The 18,027-nt window shown below is 40.4% G+C and carries 25 protein-coding genes; 1 reads left to right on the top strand and 24 read right to left on the bottom strand.

Going from position 1 to position 18,027, the window contains the following annotated elements:
• Positions 1 to 222 precede the first annotated feature (222 nt).
• The 4 genes from L5B76_RS11315 to L5B76_RS11330 form a co-directional block, all read right to left on the bottom strand.
• Positions 223 to 576, bottom strand: a complete 354-nt coding sequence (locus tag L5B76_RS11315) for a hypothetical protein (RefSeq protein WP_265755577.1) — start codon at positions 574 to 576, stop codon at positions 223 to 225.
• Between the two features lie 10 nt (positions 577 to 586).
• Entirely contained in the window at positions 587 to 1,015 is a 429-nt protein-coding gene (locus L5B76_RS11320) for a hypothetical protein (protein ID WP_265755578.1), read from the bottom strand.
• Between the two features lie 134 nt (positions 1,016 to 1,149).
• Positions 1,150 to 1,287 (bottom strand): hypothetical protein, encoded by a 138-nt coding sequence (locus L5B76_RS11325; protein ID WP_165381770.1) that lies wholly within the window; start codon positions 1,285 to 1,287, stop codon positions 1,150 to 1,152.
• 180 nt (positions 1,288 to 1,467) lie between these two features.
• Entirely contained in the window at positions 1,468 to 1,986 is a 519-nt protein-coding gene (locus tag L5B76_RS11330) for a phage antirepressor N-terminal domain-containing protein (RefSeq protein WP_265755579.1), read from the bottom strand.
• A 257-nt stretch (positions 1,987 to 2,243) separates the two neighbouring features.
• Here L5B76_RS11330 and L5B76_RS11335 point away from each other — a divergent pair, with 257 nt between their 5' ends.
• Positions 2,244 to 2,429: a YjzC family protein gene (locus tag L5B76_RS11335; protein ID WP_265755580.1), complete on the top strand. Its 186-nt coding sequence runs from the start codon at positions 2,244 to 2,246 to the stop codon at positions 2,427 to 2,429.
• An 11-nt stretch (positions 2,430 to 2,440) separates the two neighbouring features.
• Here L5B76_RS11335 and L5B76_RS11340 read toward each other — a convergent pair whose 3' ends face one another.
• The 20 genes from L5B76_RS11340 to L5B76_RS11435 form a co-directional block, all read right to left on the bottom strand.
• Positions 2,441 to 2,803 carry a hypothetical protein gene (locus L5B76_RS11340; protein ID WP_265755581.1) on the bottom strand — a complete coding sequence of 121 codons (363 nt, stop codon included), beginning with the start codon at positions 2,801 to 2,803 and terminating at the stop codon, positions 2,441 to 2,443.
• A 9-nt stretch (positions 2,804 to 2,812) separates the two neighbouring features.
• A complete protein-coding gene (locus L5B76_RS11345) occupies positions 2,813 to 5,713 on the bottom strand; it encodes a phage tail tape measure protein (RefSeq protein ID WP_265755582.1) in 2,901 nt (966 codons plus the stop codon).
• Positions 5,714 to 5,722: 9 nt separating this feature from the next.
• Positions 5,723 to 6,049, bottom strand: a complete 327-nt coding sequence (locus L5B76_RS11350) for a phage tail protein (protein ID WP_250350312.1) — start codon at positions 6,047 to 6,049, stop codon at positions 5,723 to 5,725.
• Positions 6,050 to 6,081: 32 nt separating this feature from the next.
• Positions 6,082 to 6,342 carry a phage tail assembly chaperone gene (locus L5B76_RS11355; RefSeq protein ID WP_265755583.1) on the bottom strand — a complete coding sequence of 87 codons (261 nt, stop codon included), beginning with the start codon at positions 6,340 to 6,342 and terminating at the stop codon, positions 6,082 to 6,084.
• Positions 6,343 to 6,428: 86 nt separating this feature from the next.
• On the bottom strand, positions 6,429 to 6,824 hold the full coding sequence (locus L5B76_RS11360) for a hypothetical protein (RefSeq protein WP_250350314.1): 396 nt from the start codon (positions 6,822 to 6,824) through the stop codon (positions 6,429 to 6,431).
• Between the two features lie 73 nt (positions 6,825 to 6,897).
• On the bottom strand, positions 6,898 to 7,911 hold the full coding sequence (locus tag L5B76_RS11365; protein WP_265755584.1) for a phage tail tube protein: 1,014 nt from the start codon (positions 7,909 to 7,911) through the stop codon (positions 6,898 to 6,900).
• Between the two features lie 9 nt (positions 7,912 to 7,920).
• On the bottom strand, positions 7,921 to 8,313 hold the full coding sequence (locus tag L5B76_RS11370) for a phage tail terminator-like protein (protein ID WP_265755585.1): 393 nt from the start codon (positions 8,311 to 8,313) through the stop codon (positions 7,921 to 7,923).
• Positions 8,314 to 8,706, bottom strand: coding sequence for an HK97 gp10 family phage protein (locus L5B76_RS11375; protein ID WP_265755586.1), 393 nt, complete (start codon positions 8,704 to 8,706; stop codon positions 8,314 to 8,316).
• On the bottom strand, positions 8,707 to 9,099 hold the full coding sequence (locus L5B76_RS11380) for a hypothetical protein (protein ID WP_265755587.1): 393 nt from the start codon (positions 9,097 to 9,099) through the stop codon (positions 8,707 to 8,709).
• 1 nt (position 9,100) lies between these two features.
• Positions 9,101 to 9,553 (bottom strand): DnaT-like ssDNA-binding protein, encoded by a 453-nt coding sequence (locus tag L5B76_RS11385; protein ID WP_250350319.1) that lies wholly within the window; start codon positions 9,551 to 9,553, stop codon positions 9,101 to 9,103.
• A gap of 9 nt (positions 9,554 to 9,562) precedes the next feature.
• Complete coding sequence (locus L5B76_RS11390; RefSeq protein WP_265755588.1) at positions 9,563 to 9,814, bottom strand: HeH/LEM domain-containing protein; 252 nt, start codon at positions 9,812 to 9,814, stop codon at positions 9,563 to 9,565.
• Positions 9,815 to 9,864: 50 nt separating this feature from the next.
• Positions 9,865 to 10,827, bottom strand: a complete 963-nt coding sequence (locus tag L5B76_RS11395) for a major capsid protein (protein ID WP_265755589.1) — start codon at positions 10,825 to 10,827, stop codon at positions 9,865 to 9,867.
• 8 nt (positions 10,828 to 10,835) lie between these two features.
• Positions 10,836 to 11,615, bottom strand: coding sequence for a DUF6651 domain-containing protein (locus L5B76_RS11400; protein ID WP_265755590.1), 780 nt, complete (start codon positions 11,613 to 11,615; stop codon positions 10,836 to 10,838).
• Between the two features lie 105 nt (positions 11,616 to 11,720).
• Positions 11,721 to 12,242, bottom strand: coding sequence for a Rha family transcriptional regulator (locus L5B76_RS11405; RefSeq protein ID WP_265755591.1), 522 nt, complete (start codon positions 12,240 to 12,242; stop codon positions 11,721 to 11,723).
• A gap of 108 nt (positions 12,243 to 12,350) precedes the next feature.
• On the bottom strand, positions 12,351 to 12,725 hold the full coding sequence (locus L5B76_RS11410) for a hypothetical protein (protein WP_265755592.1): 375 nt from the start codon (positions 12,723 to 12,725) through the stop codon (positions 12,351 to 12,353).
• Positions 12,726 to 12,748: 23 nt separating this feature from the next.
• Positions 12,749 to 14,626 (bottom strand): phage minor head protein, encoded by a 1,878-nt coding sequence (locus L5B76_RS11415; RefSeq protein WP_265755593.1) that lies wholly within the window; start codon positions 14,624 to 14,626, stop codon positions 12,749 to 12,751.
• On the bottom strand, positions 14,610 to 15,986 hold the full coding sequence (locus tag L5B76_RS11420; RefSeq protein WP_265755594.1) for a DUF4055 domain-containing protein: 1,377 nt from the start codon (positions 15,984 to 15,986) through the stop codon (positions 14,610 to 14,612). Before L5B76_RS11420 ends, L5B76_RS11415 begins: the two co-directional genes overlap by 17 nt.
• A 9-nt stretch (positions 15,987 to 15,995) precedes the next feature.
• Complete coding sequence (locus tag L5B76_RS11425) at positions 15,996 to 17,231, bottom strand: PBSX family phage terminase large subunit (RefSeq protein ID WP_265755595.1); 1,236 nt, start codon at positions 17,229 to 17,231, stop codon at positions 15,996 to 15,998.
• Positions 17,200 to 17,736: a terminase small subunit gene (locus L5B76_RS11430; protein ID WP_265755596.1), complete on the bottom strand. Its 537-nt coding sequence runs from the start codon at positions 17,734 to 17,736 to the stop codon at positions 17,200 to 17,202. Before L5B76_RS11430 ends, L5B76_RS11425 begins: the two co-directional genes overlap by 32 nt.
• A gap of 15 nt (positions 17,737 to 17,751) precedes the next feature.
• Positions 17,752 to 18,015 carry a hypothetical protein gene (locus L5B76_RS11435; protein WP_250350329.1) on the bottom strand — a complete coding sequence of 88 codons (264 nt, stop codon included), beginning with the start codon at positions 18,013 to 18,015 and terminating at the stop codon, positions 17,752 to 17,754.
• Between the last annotated feature and the right edge of the window lie 12 nt (positions 18,016 to 18,027).

Consider the following 18,027-nt stretch of genomic DNA (forward strand, 5'->3'; position numbering starts at 1 on the left):
GAACGGCTGGGATTATTCCCCTTTCGGGTATTTTATTCTCCGCCCTCTCGGCATAGAGTGAAATGTGCGATCCATTCGTGATGAGAAATAGGAGAAACACAAATTTTACGCATAAAAAAACCGCTAAGCTGTCGGGTGCGGATTACCGCCTTTGATTGTAGGTTACGACACCTATTAGAGTAATATAAAAGAAAACCCTGTTGAGGTCAACAGGGTTTATAGTTATTGACAATTAAAAATCTTATTCTTTGCCTCGTTTACAGATAACGGTGCATAATAGACCCCATTTCTTTTAAAAAGGATCTTACCATTGGTTATTTCAAAAAGATAAAAGTATCTTAAATACCCTGATTGTACTGCTCCAATATAGATTTCTGAAACATTATCAAAGTCATTAATAACCATTCTATCGGGTCTAAATTCGTCTAATTGCTCTATCATACAGCGTTTTAAGGCATCCTTTGACTTGCTTGAAAAATAGCTTTCTCCTTTTTCCGCTTTTATGTTTTTAGAGCTAGAACCGCATCCGCTTAATAAGACAACACTAGCTAAAATAAATAATAGTAGTTTTTTCATTTGGGACAAATCACATTGGTAGTAATCGAGGTCGTCTGTAAGGACCAGAGCTAATACGGAATAAATTTTCCTTATTTTTCTCAATTTTCTGGATTTCTACAGCTGGATTAAACCCCATAGCCCCTGAACATAAACCACGCCCCATTGGATCTGGTGTTACCGCAAACTTCCACTCTCCTTCAGGGATATAAAAAGTAGCATTTTCTTTAGGATCAAATCTAGCAAGTAATGTTTGTCTATACATTACTCCTAAATAACATCCACTTCCGAGCGCACCTGCATCACGCGTAATTGTTACTTTAGCATACTCTGGATTATATTCTTTAAATGCCAAAACTCTATTTTCAGGAACAGGTTTAGCATCTTGCAGGAATACTGGAGTTGTAGCGCAAGCAGAAAGAATGCAGCTGATTGCAACAACTCCACATAATTTTTTCATAAATTAACTCCTAACTGAAAAATAGGCGTTAATCATACCAAAATCAGGCGAGTTTTAAAGTGATCTGGATCACATCACCGCGCCCACCACTTCTAAAAGAAGTGATAATTGTTGTTATCTCTTTGAATTAAGACTTAGTGAATAGCCGTAATTAAGTCAGGTAATAGCCATAAGATCACTGCTAAGATTGATGAGATACCCATACAGCAAAAGAAAAATTTAATGCCAAACGAAATGTCTTTCCCTGCTTTATCTGCACCTTGCTCACTCATATTTCCTCCTATTTTTAGGCTTGTAAATAGCTTGCCTAATAAATTTCCTATGTTAAAATTGGGCATAATAAATCATAATCTCCTATAGACGAGTGGGAGTTGAAAAGGAAAACCCCGACTGTTTGCCGCAATCGGGGTTTGTTTTTGGTAATAAAAAAGCCAGACGTTTAATTGTCTGGCTTAAAGTGCAACAAATAAATCAAGTTGCTTTATTTGGGCAAGTTCTAATTCTAATCGGTGTTTTTCTTGCTTTCGTTGATTGAGTAACCGCCCTGCTTCACTGCCTTTCGATTTAGAAAGACTCTCTTTTTCTTTCCAATCAAGTAGCTTTCTTTTCACTTCATCACGGCGAGCAATGCCTTCCGTCCAATAATCCCATAATGCCAAGAAGCATTCTTCCTGATATTCTTCAAGACGTGTTTTTAAATCTGCTCGCACTTTATTTGGGTTAATGCTAAATAACCAACCATTTAATTTTTTGATTGGCATACATAGCATTTCACGATTTTTGCCATCTTGAGCAACTGTGGTCATATGTACACAGTTGAATTTTTGTGATTGATTTACCAACTTCTTATGTTGCCTTGACCACTCTAAGCCAATCCCCTCAACAATTTCACGCATTGCCACATAAGCAATGCCATTGTTATCCACTAAAGTAATTTCTTTTCCTAAGAATTCTGCGGTTAATGCTTCCATTATTATCTCCTTGTTCTCCACATAAAAAAGAGCCTGTAAGAAACGGTGAGTGGAGAAAGGAAACACCGCTTTCGAGTGTACTTTTCTATCTTACAGGCAATAAAAAAACCGATCTCTTTCGATCGGGCTGGCAATAACTAAACTGCGTGATCTAGTTCACAAAATTAAAATTTATTTATCCTTTCGTATTGAAAATAAAAATTTTACCTTCAGGTAAATTATGCCGTAATACGCGGTATAACCAAGAAGGTATTCTTATGACTAAAACAATAAAACCCGGTGAAAATACGGGTAAAGACGGTGGTATTTACCAAGAAATAGGCCCTCGAGGTGGTAGAAAGTCTAATTACACGACGATCAAAGACAACCAAAAAGCGCCGCCAACAACAGAACCTGGGCATAAATGGATACAAATCCATAAAACGCCTGATAGCAATAAATAATTTAAAGCCAACTATGCTGGCTTTCTTATATGTGGCTCACCAAATTCCACTAACCTCGTTAATAAATAGCAGAATGTTTCGTTTGCATTTTCAGGGAGAACATTAACACCTACGTCGCGGCAAATATCAAAGGCGATATGAGCTGATTCGTGAGCTAATGTTGAGATAGACTGATCGAAAACACCAATAAGATAAACACGATGCCCTGCATTACTTTTGAAAGATGTTGCACGTCCGACAATCTCTGGGGGGATTTCACTTTGTAGATTCAAAAATTGAAAGGCTTTCTCCCATTCTTCTTTGGTTTTACAGAAGTAAATATCCCCGCATTCAAATAAAGGTACTCTCATTTTGGGTAATTTAAGTTTCTTCATTTTGGTTCCTTACGCAAACATTCCACCTGGTCGCATATTGCTTTGAAGCATTTTGCTGGTTTCTTCTCGGGCAACACTGCGCATTAGTTCAACAGTGATTTCTAACCCGCCCTTGTCATCTTGCTTGCTCTCAACTTTGGCTTCCGTTGGCTCGCCATTATTAATCACTTTTACGCTGATTTTCGGTGAGCTAGATTGTGTATGCACCGTTGGTAGATTTACACCGCCGCCCGTAGCAAAACCGCGCTTAGATTTGCCATAGTTAAGATAATCTAGATAATCAACCCCAAGCCTTGCTGTGGCTTCTTTGGTTAGGACATATTCGCCTTTGTGGACTACGCCAGCAGGATCGTATTTACCGCCGTTGCCGGTGTAGCCACCTGAAGAATATCCTTCCACGTATCCACCACTATCAAAGCCGGGGATAGAATACCCCATTGCACTAGCACCAGCCTTTATAGCGTTGAAAATCATCATTTTAACGATCATTTTGGTAATATCAGATAGAATAGAAACTGCAAGCGATCTAAAGTCGGCTTTCCCCGTCAATACAAAATTAGTTAATTGATCGGTCATACCGTCAAGCGCAGTTTCTGTGATCTGAGCAACATTACCCATTACATCGGTTGCTTTATCTCCAAATCGTTTAATGCCCCAAATCATTCCGTTAAATGGGTCTGAATGATCTGCTTGAGTTAGCCAGCGCTTAAACTCTTGTTCTTGTTTAGCGAAATCAGCCTGATTTTCAGTGAGAATGCCTTTTCCTTTTAAGACTTCAATTTCTTTCATATTTTGAATATATTCTCTTTGCGCAGCTAGTACAGGATTGTATTTCTCACCCAACGATAACAGAGCCATTCCAGCTTGTTCATTAGTAAGCATTCCTGCTTTTTTTAACTGCTCAATCTCTTTAAGAGAATTTTTTAATTCTTCTTCAAACTTCAATTCTGGTGCATATTTTGCTGCAAGATCTTTGCGATCTTTAAGATACTTCTCTGTAATAAGCTTTCTTGCTTTTTCTATTTCTTCATACCCAACATTTGCCCTTTTTGCTTTATCAAGCATTTCCAGTAATGCCCGATTTTCTTCCTGAACAATTTTATCCCAAGCTGTGCCATTCGTTATTTCTAGCTGATTGTAATAATCTCGCCATTCACGCAATGCTTTTTCTCTTTTTTTGCTCCCTCCTTTGGTATCACTTGGATCAACAATACTAGAAATGCCAGATTGATTAAGATCTACACTTTCTTTAGGCTTAACTTTGTGCGCCATTCCTGTTTTAATAAGGTAATCTTGAAGATCTTTAAATGCTCCACCGATATAATCTTTATCTAACCCTTCCATAAACGCGGAAGAAATATTTTCTCCCACGTTTTTAGCTTGTTCGCTCGCTGTCAACTTAAAGCCATCTAAATTTGCACGAAATGCAGATGTGTCAAATCCATCTCCACCAAATTTTTGCAATGCTGCATTAATTAGTTCAATAGGTGCTTTAATCAGCTCAATTAATGCATTGATCCCTTTTTCTGCCAATATAACCAATCCATTAAATGCCACCACTGCCAAAGCCTCTAGTGCAGCAGGAAAATTATTCCACGCAATGACACTTGATTTATAAGCCCCTATAAATAGACCAATTATAAGGTTGGCCGTACTTTTTAATGTAGTTACAATATCACTGCTAACAGAAATGACAGTTCCTAACAAACTATCAAATGAACTTCCAGCGCTTGCAATTGACTTATCCCAATATTCAACAAACCATTTCCCAGTGTCGTTAACTACATCTTGAAAATCTTCCCATACACCGTGAGCAACATCTCCCCAAGTTAATTCAACAGTTGAAGCTCCAACTTGCATATCGCTAATAAATTGATCAAAAACATACGCAGCTCCTACAATAGCCACTGTTAATGCGCCGATCGGATTAGCCATTAAAGCAATTGTTGCCCCTCTTACCATTTGAGTAAGATGTCCAAATCCCATAGCAAGCATTCCTATCCCATTATGGGCTTGCTTGAAATTTGTCGCATAAGAAACCGTGTTGTAAGCAATATAAGCAGCCGTAGCATAACCTACAGCCTTAACCAAAGCGTCAAAATTCTTCGCCAAAAATGAAACCGCCTCAGCCAATCCATTTGTGGCTCCCGAACCGTTGAGCATTTCATCAACAAATTTCAATACTGAATTTTCCATTTGTTGCATTGCTTGCCCAAAGGTAATTGGCATTCCCTCAAATTGTTGAGAGATTTTTTTATTTGCGCCACTAATGGCTTCAAAGATAACTTTAGATGTGATGACACCTTCCCCTGCCAGCTTTTTAATTTCAGCACGGGATTTACCCATATATTCTGCGACTACATCAAGGATGATTGGTGCTGCCTCTGCAATGGTTCTGAACTCATCACCTTGTAGACGACCTGAACCTAATGCTTGGGATAGCTGGAAAAGTGCGGTAGCTTGTTCTTGCGCACCAACGCCACCAACAGCCATTGCTTTATTGAGCGTTTCGGTAAAGGTTAAGACTTGTTGTTGGCTGTAACCATAATCCTTTAATGCCCTTGATGTTCGGGTATAAATGGTCGTGGTTGCTTCAAGGCTTGCCCGTGTTTGTTGTGAAATTTCAAACAATGATTGCTGTACACGCTCATATTCTGCTGTTGTTTGAGTAACAAACCGCACTTGCGTAGCGAGGGTTTTCATTTTGTCTGACATTTGCAGCAACTGATTAATTCCTGCTCCTAGAAAGCCCAATGTCATATAATTACGCAGTTTATCAATCGTTTTGATGACGCTTTCAATGGATTTATCCACCTTCACGGATTGGCGTTCAAGGCGTCCCAATTCATTTTCGGCTTTGGCAGCGCCTGTGCTGGTGATTTTAATTCCCAATGTGGCAAAATCTGTCATTGTTTACTCCTAGGCTATCACTTCTTGAAACGTCGCCGTCAAGGTAGAGTGGCTTGTTTTTACGGTTGTTGACCATTCTTCACACTTAAATTTTCCTGCCGATTCTTGGTATGGCGTCCATTGAAAGGCTTCCACTCCTCGGCATTCGCTCAAAAACGTGTCGATAGCATTAATTCGATTGTTATCACCACTAAAGGTGAGCTCAAAACTTCTTAGCGTGTGATGAATGCCGTCTTGCTGACGTTGCTCATAGCCATCACCAAAGCTGATGACTTTTACACGGGGTTTCTTTGTTCGTTTAACACCCCAATCAGGTTCAAAATTAAATGTTTTCATTTAACCCTCAAATAAAAAGTGCGGTGGAATTTTTAATAGTTTTCTTCTATCTGCGCACTTAGCCAAACCATATCCAGTTGCTTAATGACCTCTAATTCCCATTGTTCCAACGTGCATTTTGTCAGTTGCGACCAAGCCAAAATCTCGCTGTAAAGAATAGGGTTAACACTCATTCCCGACTGGCGAGAAAGGGAAAGTGCATAAAAATAATCAAGGAGATATTCAAGCGGTTCGGGAGGCGGTTTAATATCCAATTCAGCGGGCATAATCCCTGTTTGTTCATATACCGCCATTAAATGATCGCGAATAGATACGGAAGAGTCTTTCGGCTTTTTATCAAGGTTAAACTGTGCTTTAGCATAGCCCAGTAAATTCTCAATTAAGCCGCTAAGAAGTTTCCCAGATTTTCAGACTGTTCAATAATTTGCTCACGCATCCAAGGGCAGGCATTCAATAATTTACGGGCGTTTTCTGTCGTAAATTCCAAATCTTTACCTTCCCATTCGATACCGTGCCAATCTGCAATACGAACAATGGCATTTTCAATCGCATCTTGTTCCATTTCGGTTAATGTGCGGTAATTTTGTTTGCGGGAGCGGGAATTTTCAAACTCTCGTTTCTGTAATTGACGTAATACTTGAGATTGATGTTTTTTGACGACATCACTCAATGCACCATACACGGTCATTGTGGCTTCAAGCTCTGTCCCCTCTGTTGGGTGGATTAAATGAAAGGTGAAGGTATTTGGTGATACAGATAATTTTGCAAAGTCCATTGTTAGATCCTTATTTTAGAGATAAAAAAAGGCGACCTGTTACAGTCGCCTATGAGTTGGTAAAAGAAAATGCTTATGCAAGCGTGTCTTGGATAATTAATGTTGTTGCCGCGGATAACCCTGGCTCAATATCACTACCGCCTTCAAACACGGCAGGGAATGCGTCAAAGTTTAAGGTTTGAATAAGGTTTTTCGCTCCATCATCAATTTCTACGGAAGTAGCTTTAATGCCCGGTAAAATTAACGTCATATAGTCGGCATTATCTTCACTACCTGCATCCATTCGTAAAGCAAGGGAAAGATTTTGCCCACGTCGTACCGCCTCAATCATTGTTTTATCCTGCAGATACATTGTGAAAGAACCACTTACCGCAATCGCGCCGATAAATACATCTGGGGCATAAGTTGTACCGAGTGTTGCCTCACTTGAGGCGCCAAGATCAATGTCTAATTTCAATCCTGTAACCAGTGCGGCTTTTTGTTTATTCACTAAAAGCTGTCCATTTACCCCTGCCAATTTCGGGGATTGGGCGATTTCTGTTGGTGAGGTGAAATAACCGGTTTGCGTTTCTTCACCACGTTGACCGAGGAATGTTACAGTGATTGAGGCTATGCCATTGGGCTGAATATCAATGCTAATTTTTGAGACACGGCAACCGGTGTAAATGCGGTGCAAATTAATATCTTCAAAAAAATCATCAATCGTAAATGAATCTGTGGTATGCCCCGTTGTTGGCACAAAGAGGATTTTTCCATTCTTTTCTCCCGTGCCTGCACTGGTTTTCTTAATAAGTGGAGTTTTGGCGGCGGATGTCCAATTCCCACGAAGTGCGGCAGCTAAAAACATTGCCCACTGACCTGCTGCAAGCTCGCCTTTAATATCCCCTTCAGCTTTTTCAAAGCCAACGGTAGAAGGGGCGCGCTGCATATCTGCGCGGATTTCCTCGCTTGAAAAACTCTCAAAATTAGAATTAAGTGAGCTTTCTGTGCGGGGAATAATTTTCCCTGCAGTTTTTGCAGGTTTAACGCCAAAGGTTGTTTCTTTGGCCACAATAATTTTGCGTTTAACGCCTTGTGCTGTTGCCATTGCTTACTCCTATAATTGATAAGCGGTGTAATTAATTGTGATGGGTAAAGCAAGTGTGCCATCATTCAAAAAAATACCGCCAATTTGTGGCGGTGAATGAATGACAACTTGTACATTGTTTTTAATGAGATTTTGCCCATAGAAATGTTGCCTCAACAAATCTGCTCGTTCAGTAATCTGTTGCGTTCCCTTTCCACTTGGAAAGAACAGCGTAACCTGTAAAAAGCCGCTTTCTGTGGCTTTAGGTTCATCACCAATAGAGGTTGTATTGGCTGTGACGGGTTGCAAAAAAACTGACTGATAGGGCAATTTCACGTCGTTTTGCACGCCCTCCCAAGCGGTACTGAATTTATCTAACTTGGCTAAATGTGTTTGTAATAACGACCTGATTTCAGTAATCATTTACCACCTCTGTGAATTTACCCAATCCGCTATCTCTTTTACAGTGATACGAACCATACCTTGCGGTGCCTGCGTTGAAAATCCATTAATCGTCTTCGTGCCACCGGGTTGAGGATATAGTCCATATTCCAATTTCTCGGCATAAGGTTTATCTGTGGTGATATAGATAGCATCAGTCAACTCGGCAAGAGTAAGGGCTTTTTGTGTGCCGTTATGTTTGGTGGCTGGGGTGTTTACCGCCACTGTCCAGCTCCGCTTTAGCTGACCTGTATCAATTGGGGTTTTATCTTTAACACGCTGATAGGTTTCTAATGCCAATTTACGATAAATGAGATCTGCTTTCTTTTTGCTTTTTACGACAAATTTGCCCACATCAATACTAAACTTTCCCATTTATACCACCTTCCTTGCCTGAACTTGATACAATAATGCGGTTCCCGCAGGATTTATTGGCTGGCAGGCGATCACCTTCCATTGAGTTTCGTCAACGTCAATAATGGCACCAACAACAGGATGACCTTCTGCGGTGATATAGATCAACACATCACCCCATTCAACCATCGCTGAGCTTGCCTTAGTTACGCCTGAACTCGTAAAACTAGGAAAGTCATAGTTCAGATTATCGAATAGACAGTACGCTTCATACTCTTCTGAATATTGGCGGGTCATCCCTCCAGTTTCAGGATCATATGTTCCACCTTCTGAAATAATGACTGTGCAAGGTTTCCCAAACTGCCGAATTAGTCTGCTGGAAAGTTTCTTGAGTTGAGGATAAAATTTACTCATTTCAGCCCCTCAATAAAGTTACTTGCCCTGTTGATTTTGCTAATACGCTATTTAATAACGCTTTCACATAAGCAAAACGATCAATTGAACTATTTGCACTTTGCGATCCTTGCTGATAAGCCACTTTCACAGGCCCAACAGAAACGCTTTCCATTTTAGCTTCTTCGTTCTGATTGAGACTTTCTTGCAATGCCAATTCACAAACTGCGAATTTCACGGCTTTAGGAATTGTATCACTCCCATTTCGTGGGAAAGCTCTTAGCTGTTCAGTCTCAGATTTTTCCCCCGCAAAGTGATAATTCGCATCTAAAAAATCTGATGCGCTAACAAGACGGCGCTGTTTTGTTTCATCATCTAATGCTTCCCACTCAAGTGCGCTTGTTCGCATTGCGTGATACTGATTAGCATCTTCAAGACTCACATAACTGTCATCGGGGATAATTAACGTTGCCATAAATTAGCCTCATTCACTTAATGGCGTTGTTGCTTGCTGTAAAATTGCGAGCAATTCCTCTTTCTTCGCCCCACTATTAAATTGCACGCCAAGTTCTGCCAATTTCGCTTTCAGTTCTTCAACTTTCAGCTTGCTGAAATCTTCTGTCGCATTTGCTTCTTTTTGTGTTGAGCTATCTTTCTCAGTTTCAGAAGTTGATGCTGTTTTTTGTTGTTGCAACGCTCTTTTGCGTCGCATTGCGTTAAAAGCAGCTAATCCCATTTTTGTTCTCCTAAATAGAAAAACCGCCCATTTCTGAGCGGTTTTATCAGTTAGTCTGTGGTTAATTTATGTTTAAATGCCACCACGCGAATTTGTTTTGGATCGTAAACGCGCGTCCAGTTAGTGCCAGTTTTTAACCCTGCATTATCTGGTGCAAGCCCCGCACTTCCTGCCCATTTCACACCGCGTGGGTGTAAAATAAAGTGGCGACGGTGGATAAGAATATCATCACCCTGTAAGCTATCACGATCTGTCTCTACAGCGTGCGGTGGAGTTACCTCACCATAACCAATTGCACCAGTACCAAACAAATATGTTGTGTAAACACCACCGCTTTGTGGCATTGTGTCATCAACAATAATGCGTTTGCCCATATAGGTTTGGTATAAGATAACACCATCTGCATCACGAATTGTTTCGATCAGCCCCTCTTTAGCAAGATAGGCGGCTGTTGCGGAGTGCATTGCCACAGCGGTTAAGTTGTCCACTTCATCACCGAGCTTATAGGCCGCATCAATAAACGAATGACCATTGATCACTTGCTTTGTCGTACCTAATGCAGATACATCGTGCTTGTTGCCTGCCATAGAGGTTGCTGCAAACACGCCCTCAAGGGTGGCAAGTAAAATGCGTTGCATTTCGCGGCTCCAGTAAGTCGCGGCAAGTTCCGTTACAGCACCTAACGGATCATCGCCAGACAAGGCACGAGCTAAGTCATTCGTTCCCCACGCCTTACCGCGAGCGTGTAAAATGGCAACGTCTGATTTGGCGGTAATTTTATTCACCGTCAATGGTGAAGTTTCAGAAAGCACTTCTGAATCACCGTTCAAGTCTTCCCAGAATGGCATTGTAATTAACGATCCGCCTTTCTGAGCAACAAGTGCCGCTTCATCAAGGTTTGAGATGATTCCTGATTGCCATAAAGCAGATTTCTCCGCTGTTTTTTGAATGGCATATTTAGTAAAAAGCTGAGGTACAATCACATCAGCAATGCGGGTTGGTTGTCCCATCATTTACTCCTTTAATCTAATTTGATCCCGCACTTTCCAGCATATTGCTTGGCAAGTGCGGGGTTATTTTTCATTAATTCTGCTTGTTTTGTCATATTCCAATGCTCTTTTGAGAATGGATTATACTCAACGCCAGAACCTGCTTGATTACCAGATCCGCCACCAGAGTTTCCACTTGGTTTAAGGATATGTTCTTTATTTGGATAAGCCATTACAAGTTGTTCAATGGCTTCTTCAAAGTTCGCTGTTTCACCTGGTCGTTCCCGGCTATAAATCACGTTGCCATTAGCGTCTTTTGCCAACAATCCACCATTTTCATAGCTAAAATATTTAGCAAAGGACGCCTGCACTATATCAACTGGAATGCTGAGCTTCTCGGCAATAAACTTAGAGCGGGCAAACGATCCACCAATGACTTCTTGATGTAAGGCGTGTTGTGCTGTCGCAATTTCGGCATCTTTCGCTTTGAGCTTTTCCTCATATTGCTTAATCACTTCGGCTTTCACTTTTTCCGCCTCGCCTGCATCAATAAGTTTTTTATCATCAAGATTTTTAACCGTCTCTAAGGCTTTCTTCGCTGCCTCAATGTCCGTAATCTCCTCAAATTTCTTCAAATCAGCTTCCGCTTTTTCTTTCGCAATTCGATGGGTTTTACATTCTTCATTCAAAGAGGCAATCTTTGCCGTTGCTTGTGCTACATCAAAGGCAACTTCTTTGCCGTCATCGTGGATATAAACTGGTTTGCCATCATTAACAACAACGTGGCCGTTTTCATCAAGTTTTAATTTCATTGTGGATTTCCTTCCGTTTAGTTGATTTTGCGCTTCCGCGCGGATAAAGAAAAACCGCCAAATTCTTCCGAAAATGGCGGTTTTAGTAAAAATTACAATGTTTCATTATTTAAGAGGGAGTTCAATTTGCATTTTGTCTTCAAATAATCGAAGTGTTGCCTCAAGTAGCGGTTTTTTCTCTTTCCACTGACTTAATCCCTGACCGCAAAGACTGGCAAATTGTTTTTCTGCATTATGTTCACCTAAAAGTTGGTAATACTGCTCAAGTAATCCCTTAGTTCCTTTAGTTAACTCTGCTTGCATATAATCAAATGCTTCAATATAAGCAATTTTGAATTCAACAGCTTTCTTGCCAGTAAATCCCATCACTAAAAGCACAAAACCGTTTTTTGTCATTTCCACATAAGGTTGAGGTTTTCCATTTTGTAACGCATTGTTTTTAAAGCAAAACGCAAAATTGCGTTTTGTAAAATCATCAGGACTGCTAGAAAGTAATTTTTCAATCGCGCGTAATACGTCCGAATGTCTCCTATTGAAAACTTTAGCTACAAGCTCGGAAGTAGTTATCGCATTGTTATCTTTAATTTGTACAAACTGTTTAAAATTTTCTGGGTTTGCTAATTGCATATTCATTTCCTTTTATAAATTATAGGCAATAAAAAACCTTGAGCATTTTTCATACTCAAGGTCTAAAAAACTAATAAAAAACCCCAATATTGCTATCGGGGTTAGTTATTAATAACACACTGTCGGCGGCGTTTCCCCCCGTGCTAGATATTCCTGCTCTTCTTCCCATTGTTCAAAATATTGTTGCGTGAAGCCCCACACAACATCATAGGGTAATAGCTCGTTAGGCAAATTAATGCCATTTTGACGCAAAACGTGAGCCATATCAGAGGGATTGGTCAGCGGGTCAACAACGGTGTAGAGGCTGGGTTCCGCGCCATACTGCTGACCAATACTATCATCTATTGCCCAAGTCAAAAACCTTACTGCTCGTTCGTTACCAGTTAATGATCCTGTATCGCTATCCCAAGTTACCTTTTCTAGAATAATCTCACTTTCCTCTTCTTCCACATCCCAAGAGAAAATGGTTGCTTCTTTGTACATAGGGATATTTATTTGAATTTTCATTATTTAAACCTCGCAAGCAAAGCCAATCCTAAATAAAACAAATCAGGATCTTTTTCATAAAGCAATTTAAAACGCTCTGGGACACCTCCCAAAATTGATTCAAATGTCATTGTAAGCATTTCTAACGGCTTTTCAACCGAATAATACCCATTGTACGGACTTAACCCTGGCTCATAATAAATTTTGCCAAAATAAGGGTTAATGAAGTGATCCTTTTTAACTATTTCCCCTCTCTTGGTATAGATATGCGGCAATAAATCGTGCAAATCTTCAATCTGATCGTTAGCTGTTCTTGCTCGCCAAAACTCTTCAAAAACTCTATCCATTTCGGGGAAAATATTCTGCAAGCGATGACCATATTCGTGAATATGTGTCTTTAACCGCCAAAGCTCTGGATGCTTTGTATTCCTAATAATGAGAGAGTCCCCTTGCTTTACTAATCCTTTTTTCTTGAAATTAGCGAAATCCTGATGAATATTATCCGTGTTGACATAACGGTGAAAAGCTCTTGAAGCCAGATTTCTGATAAAAACGGTTCCTTTTTCGTTAGACTTTTTGATCCAAGCACTAGGATATACTTGGACAGCCTTAGTAAATTCAGCAATACCTATTTTATCCGATTTGGAACCAATAACATTTACACTTCCGCCAAGCTGAACTCCCTCTTTAGTTAGGATTTGCAAAATAGATTCGTGAGGCTTACTACTGTTAAGCGCTTCATCAATTAAGTGTTGATGTTTTGCACTCAATCCTTTCCCCAAGTCAATCCATCCTTGCACATTCTGATGGTGTTTTATGGCATTCTCCAATGGTTGCATTTCAATAAAATCTTTCCATTTATTACTGCCATAAATCTCACTCAGCTCTTTTAAGGTTAATGGTCGGCCAGATTGATCCAGCATATCCCTAAACGTGATCACGCCATCACGCCATAGCTTGGCTTTCCCTTTGCCTAGGATTTTATCTTGCTCAGCTTCTGACTTCGTTTTTAGCCAATCTTCATAATTCATTGAGCTTTTCACTTGCCCATCCAGACTCGCTTTAGTGCTTTCTGGAATTTCTTCAAGATTAATGCCTAGCTCTTTCCAAGATTTGATCAGTAATTTTAGATCACTGCGACAATTTGGGTGAAGTGGCGGACGCTTGTAAGGGATTTTATGCCCACCAATAGGCTGTTGCTCCATATCCCACGAAAGCCCATCTCTTAAACGGCAGATTTCCGATGTTCGAGTGTCCAAAGTGCTAACGTGCTGCTCTCCATTGAGCAAGTCTTCATTTTCATCGCGTAAGGCTTCGTGGGCCGCATCATTCACCTTCATCACTGCTGTTCTCACTAGCGTTTCTGCACCACGGCGAGAACGTCCTGTGATTTCTTTTACGCTTTTTACAAGGTCATTATAGCTTGCGCCCTCTATCATTCCTGATCGAATTGTTCGCTCAAAATCGAATGTGAGATTATCTCCCTGTTTTCTCCACCAATCTTCCAATGGCGCACCTGCGATAATTTCTGCATTACGTATTGCCTTAATGCGATAGTCTGGCACTTGATTAAACAGATCAAACTTCACCGCCTGATTATAAATTTTAGTCAATGCTTCGGCTTGTAGTGGAAGCAAGGCTTTTAAATCTTTCGCAGTAACCTGGTGAATATCTTGATAGGTTTCATCAACGAGTTCGCTAATCTCTTTTAAGAGCTGCTTTAATGCCTTTTGACTGACGCTTTCAATACCAACAGCAGAAATACGACTTAATAGACGTTTTTGCATTGCATTTAAGCGCTCATACACTTCTTTTCGTAAATGCGCATCGAAACGGAAAAGCAAAATTTTATTATCTGCCAGACCAATTTCAATTTGTTCATCAACTGTCAAAGCCATTGAGTTCACCATTTTCTAAGCGTGCTTGCTCATCTTTCCATTCAACGTTATCGCTAATTAGCCCCCGACGTTTTGCTTCAGAGAATGCAGTTTGTGCGGAAATAATACCGGCTGCTTGCAATTTAATAATGCTTTCGATAGAACTATTCGCATCAATATCACTATCTATGTTGCCCGTAATCTCTACATTCCCTGCCTTTTCTACACCTAGCCATTTCCCAACATATTCCAAGGTGAGATCTAACACGTCTTCAAAGCGATTTGCATATAAACGCAATTTAGAAATAAGTTTGTCGTGTTCTTCTTTCGTTTGGCTGTCAGTCATTGCGATTTCGCTTTTAACTAACAGGCTTGCACCTGCCATTTGAATTTGACTTTCGAGCATTTTCAATGATTCTTGCCCTGCGCCAATTGCATTACCGGAGTGTTCGATATAACGCAAATCACCGTTTTCTGGCAAATCAATCAAACTGCCACCAATTTGCATTGTATTAGGCGATGTTGGATCTTGATTTACACCAAAACGAGCTAATAACGGTACTCTTGCTGTGTTGAGGATATTGTCCTGATCAGATTGTGACTGCCAGTGTTTAATATTGAGATAAGCCAACTCCATTAATGGCGGTTCACCTAGCATAAATTCACCGCTGTTTTTTGTTGCGAAAGCAACAATAGGGATAAAATCCAATCGTTTCCCGGCAATTTTCAATTCAACATCATCAACGAGTTCAAAATCTTCACCACGCTTCTGATATTTACGCACACGACCAATCTCATAAACATTGATCTGCTCCATAGTTTCTGTGGTGAATTCGTCTTTGTCTACAACCACATTTTCAGTGTAACGGAACTGCGTTAATACTTGTCGACCATTGTGCATTGCAGTTTTAAAGCCTAAAACGGATTGTGGCTTAATATGCACAAGATAGGGTCTTGCGCCTACTTTTATCTCATCAGCAAGTGTTCGCACGTCATTAATTTTTGTATAATCCACCAACACATAACTCACGCCATAAGCCAACGATGCATAAAACCATCTTGCTGCAAACACATCAAGATTATTACCAAGCATATCCACGTCTAGCAAAAAGCGATCTGTGATCACCTGATTGACATCTTGTACATCAATTGGTTTAAAAAATACCCGTCCTGTCATTTGTGATAAAGTCTCACTTAATGCTGGATAAAGCGTTGACCGTTCTAAGCGCTTTTGGTATCGCTCCTTGCTCTCAAGCGACATTTGATGCAAGTAAGCTGTCCCAGCATTTCTCATTGCGGCAGTACCACCAAGCAAATCATCAATAATCTTTACTTGACTATGTAATTTGACAAAAGGAGTACTAATATCAGATACACTCATAAAAAATCCTTAGTAAATCTCTAGTGATTGTTGGTTTAACGTGCCACGAGATTGAATTAATGGCGACAAAGCATAACGAATTGCATCAATATAGTGGTTATTGGCATCAATAATGACGGGCAACACATCACTCGTTAAACGATCGGTCTTGTAGCTATATTGGCGGAACTCATCAAGTACAGCAGCACAACGTGGGTGAATATAAATCTGTCCATAAGATTTTAAATGCGCAATGCCATCTTCCACGCTACCTTTCCACTTATTTACGCCTTCAATTCGCGGCAGTCCATTTCGTTTTAAATAGCTGATTGATTCTGGTCTTGCACTATCTGCACGAATAATATATTGGTTAATATTAGGAATTTGAGAACTTAGAAATAATGCTGTATCGTCCAGTTCTAGCTCTACTTTCCCCGCACAATAATCAATGTACAAATCCCCATTAAACACCCAACAACGCACCGCAGCCGTTGGATCTTTCGCAAAACCAAAATCAAGCCCGTGATAAGGACCAATGAAATCAGGTTGTGCAACAAACTCAAATTGCTTGAATTTACCTTTAAAGACTTGGGCATCGCTTTGCTCTAAATAATCTCCCTCCCAGATCCAGCGATATGTCGCGTCATCAAGGCGTCGCTGATCACTCAGGCGCTCTTGCTCCAACACATCAGGAAACCAAGGATTATCGTTATAGTTCATCTCAACGACAATGGCATTTTCAGGCGGGTTTTGCCTGAATCTTATGTCAGTTGCTGACCCTTTTTTTTCTGGGTTCCACGTTACCCAAATTTCAGAACCGTCTTCGCGGACTGTTGGCGTTAGCTTACGCCAAGCTGTCTCACTTACTGTTTCAGCTTCATCTATCCACGCAATTAAAATTCTTGCTTTAGACTTGATACTATCTAAATTGTGCCTTAGTCCACTAAATACATAAGCAATTCGCCCGCACTTTGAACGAATATACTTTTCACCAACTTCATAAAACGCATTTAAAAACGGAGTTTCGCGAATCGCCTGTTTAACTTCTTCCAATGATGATTCTTCTAGCGAGTTCATAAACTCACGTCCACAAAGAATCACACCAGATACGCCCGATTTTGCAAACATATAGCCACGTACCGCCGACATTTTTGCAAATGTCCTTGTTTTACCGGAGCCTCGCCCGCCGTGAGCACAGCGATAACGATAGCTATCAGAAAAAACAGGAATTAACTTAGGTGGAATTTGTATCTGCACTTTCTGCATTGTCAAACTCCGGTGCAATAAGTTGAATGACTGTGGGGGAAAGAGAACCATCTGAAGAACTCACATCGAGCTTATCTTTAAACATTCCCAAATGCTTACCGAGCAATTCAAGGGCTTTATTTGCCGCCGTAGGCTCAAAGCAAAAAACAGGATTGTCAACGGAATTAACCGTCCCTTTTTGATTGTCTTTAACCGTGTCGGTAACTACAATGGATTTACGCCCCATACAAATATCACGCAACTCTTGCAGATCTCTTAATACGTCATCTTGCGTTATCTGAACACGCTCAGCGCGTTTGTTTTGGGCAGTTTGGATCGCACCTTGGATCTCAGGTTTTGTCAGGTTCTCTTGCCCAATTGAATAAGCTGTCTTTTCGCTATATCCAGCCCGAATAGCTGCTTGAGTTGCGTTTAAATCAATAAGATATTCTTCTACAAATCGTTTCTGTTTGTCGGTCAACCCACGCCCCTTAGACGTGGACTTAACCCCGTCTTTCTTTAGCATAGGTTAATCCTTAAATTATAATCCAAATGTTAACGCTTTCACCGCCCACATCTGCGCATCAAGAATGCGTTTTTGTGCTTCTTCAATAAGCATTTCTTTTGTTGAGTTTAGTGTACCTTGTGCAAAGGCATCTTGTTTATGCGCCTCAAGCTGATCGATAGCAAAAGCAAATCTCTGCTTGCAGTCGTGTACATCTTGTCTTGCACCAACGTTAAAAGTAATGCCAACTAATTTCTCACCACGTGTAAAAGTTGGTGTTGATTGTTCCTGTTCTGTCATATATCCTCCATT

Origin of the sequence: Avibacterium sp. 21-594 (assembly GCF_026226815.1) — a bacterium.
In the GTDB taxonomy this organism is placed as follows: Bacteria; Pseudomonadota; Gammaproteobacteria; order Enterobacterales; family Pasteurellaceae; genus Avibacterium; species Avibacterium avium.